Below are 11,019 nucleotides of genomic sequence, written 5' to 3'. Positions count from 1 at the left end.
GAAAAACGCCCTCGATGAACACTGCATCAGGTCGTTTTGAGCAAATAGCGCTGCGTGCCGTGCAAATTACGACTTGCCGCCGCCGCGCAGCAAGTTGATCGGAGCATCCCTAAACCCTTGATCTCAACAGCCGGCACTTCAGATTAATATCATCATGCCAATGCCTTTGCATAACAACAATAGATTAGTAGCACTTTGACATCTGCACAGCCAAAACCGTGGAAAAACAGCGTTATGGCGAATGATTCCTGATGCCAAATCTATAAGCTGACAGGCCTGTCAAGTTTATAAAAATTTATCCTGGCCACCCTGCAACGAAATACTATTTCAAGCAAATGCCTGCAAAATCCTGAAAAGACGGCACTTTTAACCACAAAAATCAGTTTAGTTTCGATATTAAAAAAAACAAAAAAATACACAAAATCTGAAATCAAAATGAAACAGCCCCCCTCTACCTTTGCAACCTGTCACTTGAGACAGGTTCTGGGCATTTCTTCTGCGTCCTGGCAAACCGCAAGTGAAAACCTGAACGGATGTTCAGCTTTTTGATCCCCTCTGTGGATTGGAGTACACGCAATGCGAAGCTGGGAAGAACCCAAGAAAAAGCGTCTGCATATCGAAATCATCCCGATGATCGACGTGATGATGTTCCTGCTGGTGTTTTTTGTATTGATCAGTCTCAACGTGATACCCGCACTCGGCATCAAGACCCAGTTGCCAGGTGCCGCTCATGCGCAGCAGCTCAAGCCGCAAAACAAGGCGGTCATCACCCTGGGCCTGGACGAGCGCCTGCAACTGGATGGCAAGGATCTGAACCAGAGCGATCTGGTGGCTCAACTCAAGGCCATGGAAAACCCTGAAGAAAAGATGGTGATCATCCTCAACAGCGATGCAGGTGTTGAGGTGGCGCGTCTGGTCAGCGTGATGGATGTGCTCAAGGGCAGCGGCTTCTCGTCTGTCTCCATTGCGACGCGGAAGCTGTAGGCCATGTCGGTTTTTTTCAAATCACGCAAAGCCATCGCCTGTTTGCCGGCCATCTGCCTGCTGGCGGTGGCCGTCCATAGCAGCATGGACACGGACCTGAAAATCACGCCCAAATACGACGACAGCAGCGTCGAAGTGGCCCTGATAGATCTGGATGAACTGCTGCCTCCCCCTCCCGAGCCTGAACCGGAGCCCGAGCAAGTCGCCGAGTTGCCACCACCGGAGGAGGAAGTGGTCGAAGCCGTGGAAATCGCGCCTCCCCCACCACCCAAACCCAAACCGCCAGCTCCCAGGCCGCCGCCACCCAAGCCCAAGCCGCAGGTGGTCAAGGCCGTACCGACACCATCCAGGCCTCAGCCTCAGCCTGTGCTGCAAGCGCCCACGCCTGCACCCGCTACGGCCCCCCCTGTAGCGCCAGCCAGACCGATTGCCCAGGCCCCGCGCGCCAACCCGGCAGACCTGGAGAGCCGCTATATCGCCCGGCTGCTGGCGGAGCTGGAGAAATACAAGCAATACCCGCGAGGCCGCGAGGCTTCACTGCAACGCCCGCAAGGCAATGTGGTGGTGTGGTTGCTGGTTGACCGTAGCGGCAAGGTGCTCGACTCGGGCATTGAAAAGAAGGCGACCAACATGCTGCTCAATCGCGCCGCACAAACCAGCTTGCAACGCCTCGATAAAGTTGTGCCCTTCCCCGAGGAAAGTTTCTCGGGCAAGGATAAATACCGTTTCAGCGCCACGCTTGTATACAACACAGAGCCATAACTAAAGCACGTCAGCTCTGACACTTACGCTTAGGGGAAACTGTTTTGAAACTCAATACTTTATTCGCAACGCTACTGGCCGTTGGGGTTGGCGGCTGGACGTTATCAACGCTCGCAGAAGATACCGTTGATATAGGCAAGGTTAATGTCACCGGACAGAGTCTGGGTAATGGGCTTATGGTCGAAGAAGACAGCGCCAAAGGCCGTTCGACCGTAACCAAGGAAGCGATGGACGAAATGGCACCGACTGCCAACGCCATCGACAAGCTCAAGTACACCCCCGGCATCAACGTTTCCAGCACCGACGCATCAGGGGTAAGCGGCACCAGTTTCACCATGCGCGGGATGAACTCCGACCAGGTCGGCGTCTCCTCGGACGGTATCCCGATCAACGATTCCGGGGACTATGCGGTGTATGCCAACCTGCTCGGCGACCCGGAAAACCTCGGTGAGGTCTTCGTTACCCAAGGTTCTTCGGAAATCGACGGCCCGCATATCGGCTCCAGTGGCGGCAACATTGGCCTGGTGACCATGCGCCCGACCAAGGACTTCGGCGTCTATGTCAAACAGTCGGTCGGTTCCAACAGTTTGAACAAATCATTCGCGCGGATTAACACCGGCGATTTGAATGGTTTTAAAACCTTTGTCTCGGCGTCCCATACCGAAGGCGAAAAGTGGCGCGGCAAGGGCACCGTACGCGCCGACAGGGTTGAGTGGAACACCTTGTTCGAAGATGGCAATGGCAACTCGACCAATGCCATCTTCAAATACAGCACCCAGGAAAACTACAACTACAACACCCTGAGCAAGGCACAGTTTCAGAAGTCGGGCCGTGGCCTCGATTATGCCGAAATCCCGATCTACAACAGCAGCGGCAAGTTGACCCAGTACTACAAGATCAACCGCAACCCGTTTGAAAACGCATCAGCCACCCTGACCCAGCGCTTTCAGTTGCGTGACGACCTGGCGCTGACCATCGCACCCTACTACTTCTGGTCCAATGGCGGCAGCTTCAGCGGCCAATCGGCGACCGGGCTGTCTTCGACCAGCGACAAGGCCGGCAACTTTGACCTCAGCGGACTGGCCTACGACACCTACTACCGCCCATCATGGACCGAGAGCTGGCGCCCTGGCGTGACCACCAAACTGAAATGGGACTTCAACGAAGCCCACAGCATCGATGTCGGTTACTGGTATGAACGTGCCCGCCAGCGCCAGACCCAGCCTTTTATCAGCATCACCGAAAACGGTACGCCGGATGATATCTGGGGCGACTACAACAGTGGCAACCAGCTCACCGACAAAAATGGCGCCACGGTACAGGGCCGTCACCAGTACACCGTCACCCCGGCACAGAAAATCTGGGCCCAGGACGTGTGGACGGTCACCCCTGACCTGACCCTCACCGGCGGCATTGCCTACCAGTACGTCGAACGCGATGGCAACAACCTCGGCAGCCTGTACAGCGCCCCCGAGAAGCGTGATGCCAGGTACCACGAGTTTTTGCCCAACTTCAGTGCGCGCTACCAGATCAACGAGCAGCACCAGGCGTTCTACAACGTCACCCGCAATATGCGTACGCCGCCCAACTACGTGCTTTACAACGCCGGCGACTCCATCAGCCTGGCCCCGGAACTGAGCTGGAACCAGGAACTGGGTTGGCGTTTCACCCAGGACGACATGCTGCTGAGCGCCACCCTGTTCCATATCTCGTACAAGGATCGTCAGCTGTCGACCACCAATGCGGACGGTGACTACGAAATGCTCAACGTCGGCAGCGTGGTCAACAAGGGTCTGGAACTGGAGTGGAGCGGCCTGCTGCCCTACAACTTCAACTACTACACCTCTTACACCTATACCAGCGCCGAGCAGCAGGATGACGTGACCACACGCAACAAGGAACTGCCCACCTCCGGCAAGCAACTGGCCAACGTGCCGAAAAACATGCTCAACGCCAGCCTGGGTTACGACAACAAGCGCTACTACGGCAACGTGGCCGCCAAGTATGTGGGCAGCTACTACGGCGACCTGACCAACGACCAGGAAATCTCCGGGCGTACCACCTTCGATATCAACGCCGGGGTGCGCCTGCCGGTGGACAAGAAGATCCTCAAGTCGGCGGCCATTCGCGTTTCGATGCTCAACGTGTTTGACAAGGAGTACCTGTCATCGGCGCGCACCGTGGTGCTCAACGCTGCACCGGTCAACGGCGTCAGCGCCGCCACGCCTTACTACAACGTCGGTGAAGAACGCACTGCCATGGTCTCTTTCGAAGCCAGCTTCTGACCCCCGCACCCGGGCCTGCCAGCACGACAGGCCCGGGTCATGAACGTATTTAGAGGACACCCCGAATGAACATGAATCTGCTCCACGACATCACCTTCTACGTCATGTACGGCGCCGCAGCCCTGGCCGCTTTTGTGGTCGTCGAACGCTGCATCTTCTTCAGCTACTCGCTGCGCAAGGCGCGTCAGCTGGTGCCTGCGGTCAATGGCAAAGTCCGCAGCATCGCCGACCTGCCTGCCGGGCTGACCGCGCGCGACAGCCTGCCCCTGCAACTGCTCTCGCAGATCTACGACGGCCGTCGCCAACTGCATTCGCACCAGGAGCTTGAAGACCTAGGCCAGGCCATTTACATCTCCATGCGCGGCAAGCTGTCCCACAGCCTGTGGATCCTCGAAGCCGTGGTCGCCGGTGCGCCGCTGCTGGGCCTGCTCGGCACCATCATGGGCATCATCGACACCTTCAAGGCACTGGCCGAGGCCGGTGTTTCCGACCCGGGCGAAGTGTCCCGTGGCATCGGTACGGCGCTGTATGCCACCGCACTGGGGATCTCCATCGCGCTGGTGGGCATGGTCTTCAATAGCCATCTGCAAGATCGCCTTGAACTGATCAACGACCACCTCAAGATGCTTTTGCTGCGCGCAGGCCTGGGCACGCAATACGTCACCTCGTCAGCACCTGCCGCCGCCACTGCTGGCCAGCCACGTACCGCCTGACCGGCACCAAGGAGCTTGCATGTCGAATCTTCTCTCGCGTCTGCGCAGTGCCAGTATGGTCATCCCGGCAGCATTGGTGCTGGCCGCCTGCCAGCAACCGATCAAGCCGGTCGCTATCAATATTGCCGCGATCAACGATTTTCACGGCAATATGGCCGCCACCCCGTTCACCTACACCGATGCCACGGCACCGGCTGGCAAAGTGTCGCTCAAGGCGGGGGGTATCAACGCCCTGAGCGGCGTGGTTGGCGAACTGCGCAAACAGGACCCGCAACTGCTGTTGATTGGTGCGGGCGACATGATCGGCGGCAGCCCGCCGATGTCTTCGATGTGGGCCGATGAGCCGACGCTCGAAGCCCTCGGCGAACTGGGGCTCAAGTTCAGTGTGGTTGGCAACCATGAACTGGATCTGGGCAAACTGGAGTTGCAACGCCAGATCAATGGCGGCTGCGTGTCGCCGCGACCGGACAAGGCCTGCCAGTTTGACAACAACTACAGCGGCACGCGCTTCCCCTATATGGCGGCCAACCTGATCGACGCGCAAACCGGCAAACCACTGCTGCCTGCTTACCGTATCGAGCAGGCCAACGGCGCCAAAATCGCCTTTGTCGGCGCGGTGTTGCGCGACCTCCCGGCCTATGTAAGCCAGCAGAGCATGGACGGTCTGTACACCATTGACGAGGCCGAGGCGATCAACGCGCAACTGCCCGAACTGCGCAAACAAGGGGTGGATGCCGTGGTCGCGGTGATCCACCAGGGCGGTGAAACCACCGAACGCTTCGACCAGCAGGATTGCAGCCAGCTCAAGGGCGATATCGTCGATGTGGCCAGGCGTCTGGACCCGCAAATCAAAGTGGTGGTCACCGCTCACACCCACCAGGGCTACCTGTGCCGCCTGGGCGACAAGCTGATCACCCAGGGCAGCTCGTTCGGCCGCCTGCTGACCCATATCACCCTCACCGTGGACCCGGTCAACCACCAACTGCTCGATGCTAAGGCACAAAACATCGTGGTTGACCCCGCGCGCTACACGCCGCTGCCAGAAATTGCCGCGCTGCAGGCCGATATTGAAGCGCGCAGCAACGAACACCTGAACAAACCCGTGGCCCGTATCGCCACCCGCGAAATCAACCGCACCCTCAACGACGCTGGAGAATCGGCCATGGGCGACCTGATCGCCGATGCACAACTGCACGCCACCCGCGCGCTGGGTGCACAGGTGGCACTGACCAACCTGGGCGGCATCCGCACCGACCTGATGCTCGAACCCGGCCAGCAGCACCTGAGCTATGGCCAGGTAGCCTCCGTGCAACCGTTCAACAACACCCTGAACATCCTTACCCTCAGCGGTGCCCAGCTCAAGCAATTGCTGGAGCAGCAATGGCAGAACAACGGCTTCGGTTTTTATCCCCTGCAGCCATCGGCCACCCTCAGCTATCGCTGGGATGCCAGCAGGCCCCAGGGCCAGCGGATCATCGCCGACAGCCTGAAAATCGATGGCAAACCGGTGCTACCCGAGCAGACCTACCGGATCACGGTCAACTCGTTTATGGCCGGGGGCGGTGACAACTTCAGCGTACTCAACCAAGCCAGCCAGCGGGTGGATACCGGCCTCAACGATCTCCAGGCACTGGTCGATTATCTGCAAGCCCAGGACCGCGCCGGGCAGCCAGCGGGAGCAAGCACGCCACAACAACGGATTGAAAAAGTTGCCCAGACCCTGGCTGACGTCACCGCGAGCAACGCCCCATGAACCGCAGCCCCGAAGCTCAGGCGCAGTACGAGCGCCTGTTACCTGAAGCGATCGCCGCAGCCCGGGCAGCCTGGTGCCCGCACTCGAACTTCCCGGTGGGTGCGGCGCTGCTCACCGCCGATGACCGGATCATTCGCGGCTGCAACGTCGAGAACGCCTCATACGGCCTGACCAACTGTGCCGAACGCGGCGCCCTGTTCAGCGCCATTGCCCAGGGCCATGCACCTGCCAGCTTCAAGGCGATGCTGGTGTATGCCCCGAACGTGGCGCTGATCTCCCCGTGCGGCGCCTGCCGTCAGGTCATGCACGATCTGATGAGCCCTCACTGCGTGGTGTATTGCGTCGGCCACGAAGCGGCGGCGGCCCGCGAGTGGACGGTCGAGCAATTGCTGCCCGGTGCCTTCGGTTTCTGAACCGGTGCGATCTTGATGCGTGACATACGGGAATCTGGTCAATGAGTTTCGTTGGAGTGGTGGTATTGATTCTCCTGGCGGTGCTGCTGTCCAGCAACCGCCGGGCAATCAAGTTGCAGACCGTAGTCGGGGCATTTGTATTGCAGGCAGGCCTGGGTGCCTTCGCCCTCTATGTGCCATGGGGCCAGGCAACGCTGGCTGCGATCAGCGATTCGGTTGCCCTGCTGCAAGACTATGGCAATGAAGGCATCAGCTTTGTCTTCGGCCCTCTGGCAGGTAGCAAAATGAGCGAAGTGTTTGGCAGCCAGGGCTTTGTTTTTGCGATCAAGGTGCTGCCGCTGATTGTGTTTTTCAGCAGCTTTATCGCCATCCTTTACTACCTGGGCATCATGAGTGTGGTGATCCGCGTGATTGGCGGCGGCTTGCAGCGGGTGCTGGGCACCAGCCGTACCGAGTCGATGTCGGCCACGGCGAATATTTTTGTCAGCCAGTCCGAAGCGCCCATTGTGGTGCGCCCGTTTCTGGACGGTATGACCCGCTCTGAACTGTTCGCGGTGATGGTCGGCGGCATGGCTTCGGTCGCAGGTTCGGTGCTGATCGGCTATGCCAGCCTGGGCGTGGAGCTTAAATACCTGATTGCTGCCAGTTTTATGGCTGCCCCCGGCGGTTTGCTGATGGCCAAGCTGATGGAGCCGCAAACCGCTGAACCGCGCGACAACTTCAGTGACATCGAGGTATACCCCGACGATAAACCGGCGAATGTCATCGACGCCGCCGCACTGGGGGTCAGTAACGGCCTGCAACTGGCCCTTAATGTGGGCGCGATGCTGCTGGCCTTTATTGCCCTGATAGCCATGCTCAACGGCATCCTGGGCTGGGTGGGCAACTGGTTCGGTTTTGCCCACCTGAGCCTGCAACTGATTCTTGGCCATGTGTTTGCGCCACTGGCTTTTGTCCTCGGCGTACCGTGGAGCGAGGCCATGACGGCAGGCAGTTTTATCGGCGAAAAACTGGTGCTCAACGAGTTCGTCGCCTATGTCGATTTCGCGGCCTATCTTGACCCGGTCCAAGCCGCTGCCAAAGGCATCCAGGTACTGTCGGGGCCCACCCAGGTGATCGTCACCTTTGCCCTGTGCGGTTTTGCCAACCTGTCGTCGATCGGCATCCTGCTCGGCAGCCTGGGCGTCATGGCGCCCTCGCGGCGTCAGGATATCGCCCGCCTGGGCCTGCGCGCAGTAATTGCCGGAACCCTGTCCAATCTGATGAGTGCTGCGTTGGCGGGGGTGTTTATTTCCCTGTGAAGCCCGCCCCCATAAACAAGCCTGCATCCCCCCTCACAGACCTTTATGCCTGGATAGACTGCCAATGAAACTGCTGCGTACCCATTTACTGATCGTCGTCTGCACCCTGCTGCTGACCGCCTGCGCCAATCATGTCGAGCCTGAAGCTGGCCGGGTCTCGCTAATGACCTGGAACGTCGAAAACCTGTTCGACACCGAGCACGACAACGGCAAGGACGACTTCGCCTACCTGCCCTTGAGCGTCAAGCGCGCGCACCCGGAGTACCTGGCCAGCTGCGCAAAAATCCAGGTCCCGGCGTGGCGCAAGGAGTGTGAAGAAAACGACTGGACCCCGACTTTGCTCGATGAAAAACTCAAGCGCCTCAGCGCCATGATCAAACAGATCAATCAAGGCCGCGGGCCGGATATCCTGATGCTCAACGAAGTTGAGAACATCAAGGTTGTCGAGCAACTCAATGCCCGCCTGAACACGTCCGGCTACCAGACCCGCGTACTGATCGAGGGCTGGGACGAGCGCGGTATCGACACCGCAGTACTCAGCCGTTTGCCTCAATGGGACACCGCCCGCCTGCATCCAGTGCCCTACCAGGCGCTGGGGAATGATGACCCGGCACGGGTGAGCAAAACCCGGGGCATTCTCGAAGTTCGCCTGTTGTTGCCTGATGGCCAGAAAGCGGCGATTTTCTCCCTGCACCTGCCCTCAGGCGGTGCGCCGGGCTACCTGCGCCAGCAGGCCGTCGCCTACCTGGCCCGGCTCAAGCGCGAACTGCCGGACGATGTGCTGCCCATTGTCGGCGGCGACTTCAATATCAATGCCGGCGAAGAACAGCAGCACGGCTATATCGCCAAAGACCTGGCCAGCACCTGGGCGGTGTCCCAGTTCATCGGCTGCGCGGGCTGCAAAGGCAGTTACTACTACCACAGCAAACGCGAGTGGTCGTTCTTCGACATGCTTCTGTTCCCGCCACAGATGACCGCTGCCAGCGGTTTCAATGGCTGGCAGGTTGATCCGCAGAGCATTCGCCTGGTGTACAGCAGCCCTTATCAGGTCAACCGCTGGGGCACCCCGGCACGCTTCGATGGCGCCCGTCATGCCCAGGGCGTATCGGATCACTGGCCGTTGTACGCCGAGATTTTCCGCACAGCGCCCCCTGGCAATTGACCTATGCTGTGTCGTCAGCCGCAGCCCTCTCCTGTCGTGATAAATCAGGTACTCGATGAGCAACCCGAAAGTAAAGATCCGCCGCAAAAACGTCGAAAAAATCCTTTTGGCCGCAGAGAAAGTCTTCGCCGAACAAGGCTATGCCGGGACCAAGATGGCCGATATCGCCCTGCAAGCCGCACTGCCGCGCTCCAACCTGCACTACTACTTTTCCACCAAGGACGAGCTGTACCGCGAAGTTCTGGTCAACCTGCTGGACACCTGGGGGCTGGAAGGTGCCTGTTTCGAAAAGTTCGACGACCCGCGGGTGGTGCTCACCAGCTACATCATGGAAAAGATGAACCATTCACGCACCCGTCCCCACGGCTCCAAACTGTGGGCCAACGAAATCATGCGTGGTGCACCGATGTTCCAGGACATGCTCGATGAGCATATGGCCAAGGGTGCCAAACTCATGGAGCAGAAAATACGCCAGTGGGTGGACGAAAAACGCATCAACCCGGTGGAGCCTTCAGCGTTGTTGTACATGATCTGGGCCTCGACCCAGCACTATGCCGACTTCGACTATCAGGTCTGCGCACTCAACGGCCATCAGCCGCTGTCCGACCAGCAATACCATCAGGCGGTACAGACCATCACCTCGGTAATATTGCGCGGGGTGGGGCTGAGCCTGTAGAAACTCGGTTGACGATCAGGCCCTCCTGTGGGAGCGAGCCTGCTCGCGAAGGTCGTTCGCGAGCAGGCTCGCTCCCACTCGGTTTTGCTGGTCAGCGTTGCATGCCCCAGCGCTTGACCGTGACGCGCTCCAGGGTATCGAACACCAGGTTCTCCACCAGCAGGCCGATCAGAATCACCACCGCCAGCCCGGCGAACACCTTGTCGGTGTACAGCTCGTTGCGGTTCTGGAAGATATACCAGCCCAGGCCGCCCTTGCCGCTGGTGGCACCAAACACCAGCTCGGCGGCGATCAGCGTGCGCCAGGCAAAGGCCCAGCCGATTTTCAGACCGGCAAGGATCGAAGGCAGCGCCGCCGGAATAAGAATAAACAGCACAAAGCGAATTCCCTTCAGCCCGTAATTGCGCCCGGCCATGCGCAGGGTCTCCGACACCCCGAGAAACCCGGCATAGGTGTTCAGGGCCAGGGCCCAGAGCACCGAATGCACCAGCACGAAAATCAGGCTGTTCTGCCCCAGGCCGAACCACAGCAGCGCCAGCGGCAACAGGGCAATCGCCGGCAGCGGGTTGAACATCGAAGTCAGGGTACTCAGCAGATCACGGCCCAACTGAGTCGAAACCGCCAGCGTGGTCAGGGCAAACGCCAGCACGATGCCGATCAGATAGCCCTTGAGCAGTACCACCAGGGAAATACCCACCTTGCTCAGCAACTCGCCGCTGATCAGGCCGTCATACAGCGCACTGGCTGTTTGCAAAAACGTCGGCAGCAGCAGGTCGTTGTCCTGATAGCGCGCCACCAGTTGCCAAAGCACAGCCAGCACAATCAGGATCAGACTTTTACGTAACCAGCCCTGCTGCCACAGACGCTGGCTCAACGGCAATTGGCGCTCCAGCGGCACACTTAGCAGCGGCTCCAGGACCACTTCATATTCCTGGCGTACAGATGATGATTGATTCATCGGACAATCCTC

The 11,019-nt window shown here is 59.1% G+C and carries 10 protein-coding genes; 9 read left to right on the top strand and 1 reads right to left on the bottom strand.

Going from position 1 to position 11,019, the window contains the following annotated elements:
- The first annotated feature begins 576 nt into the window (after window positions 1-576).
- The 9 genes from GHN92_RS03120 (at window position 577) to GHN92_RS03080 (ending at window position 10,049) form a co-directional block, all read left to right on the top strand.
- Window positions 577-984 carry a biopolymer transporter ExbD gene (locus GHN92_RS03120; RefSeq protein ID WP_153326211.1) on the top strand — a complete coding sequence of 136 codons (408 nt, stop codon included), beginning with the start codon at window positions 577-579 and terminating at the stop codon, window positions 982-984.
- A 3-nt stretch (window positions 985-987) separates the two neighbouring features.
- Window positions 988-1,746: an energy transducer TonB gene (locus GHN92_RS03115; RefSeq protein WP_095000355.1), complete on the top strand. Its 759-nt coding sequence runs from the start codon at window positions 988-990 to the stop codon at window positions 1,744-1,746.
- A 44-nt stretch (window positions 1,747-1,790) separates the two neighbouring features.
- Window positions 1,791-4,031, top strand: coding sequence for a TonB-dependent receptor (locus tag GHN92_RS03110; RefSeq protein ID WP_153379351.1), 2,241 nt, complete (start codon window positions 1,791-1,793; stop codon window positions 4,029-4,031).
- A 65-nt stretch (window positions 4,032-4,096) separates the two neighbouring features.
- Window positions 4,097-4,744 (top strand): MotA/TolQ/ExbB proton channel family protein, encoded by a 648-nt coding sequence (locus tag GHN92_RS03105; protein ID WP_095000357.1) that lies wholly within the window; start codon window positions 4,097-4,099, stop codon window positions 4,742-4,744.
- Between the two features lie 19 nt (window positions 4,745-4,763).
- Window positions 4,764-6,497: a bifunctional UDP-sugar hydrolase/5'-nucleotidase gene (locus tag GHN92_RS03100; protein ID WP_153379349.1), complete on the top strand. Its 1,734-nt coding sequence runs from the start codon at window positions 4,764-4,766 to the stop codon at window positions 6,495-6,497.
- Complete coding sequence (locus GHN92_RS03095) at window positions 6,494-6,910, top strand: cytidine deaminase (protein WP_153326205.1); 417 nt, start codon at window positions 6,494-6,496, stop codon at window positions 6,908-6,910. Before GHN92_RS03100 ends, GHN92_RS03095 begins: the two co-directional genes overlap by 4 nt.
- A 41-nt stretch (window positions 6,911-6,951) precedes the next feature.
- A complete protein-coding gene (locus GHN92_RS03090) occupies window positions 6,952-8,211 on the top strand; it encodes a NupC/NupG family nucleoside CNT transporter (RefSeq protein WP_095020004.1) in 1,260 nt (419 codons plus the stop codon).
- 64 nt (window positions 8,212-8,275) lie between these two features.
- Window positions 8,276-9,373 carry an endonuclease/exonuclease/phosphatase family protein gene (locus tag GHN92_RS03085; RefSeq protein WP_153326203.1) on the top strand — a complete coding sequence of 366 codons (1,098 nt, stop codon included), beginning with the start codon at window positions 8,276-8,278 and terminating at the stop codon, window positions 9,371-9,373.
- Between the two features lie 55 nt (window positions 9,374-9,428).
- Window positions 9,429-10,049, top strand: a complete 621-nt coding sequence (locus GHN92_RS03080) for a TetR/AcrR family transcriptional regulator (RefSeq protein ID WP_095020006.1) — start codon at window positions 9,429-9,431, stop codon at window positions 10,047-10,049.
- A 91-nt stretch (window positions 10,050-10,140) separates the two neighbouring features.
- Here GHN92_RS03080 and GHN92_RS03075 read toward each other — a convergent pair whose 3' ends face one another.
- Complete coding sequence (locus GHN92_RS03075; RefSeq protein WP_095000363.1) at window positions 10,141-11,007, bottom strand: ABC transporter permease; 867 nt, start codon at window positions 11,005-11,007, stop codon at window positions 10,141-10,143.
- Window positions 11,008-11,019: the final 12 nt, after the last annotated feature.

Source organism: Pseudomonas sp. FSL R10-2964, assembly GCF_009600035.1.
In the GTDB taxonomy this organism is placed as follows: domain Bacteria; phylum Pseudomonadota; class Gammaproteobacteria; order Pseudomonadales; family Pseudomonadaceae; genus Aquipseudomonas; species Aquipseudomonas bubulae.
This window is presented reverse-complemented; position numbering and strand designations above follow the sequence as displayed.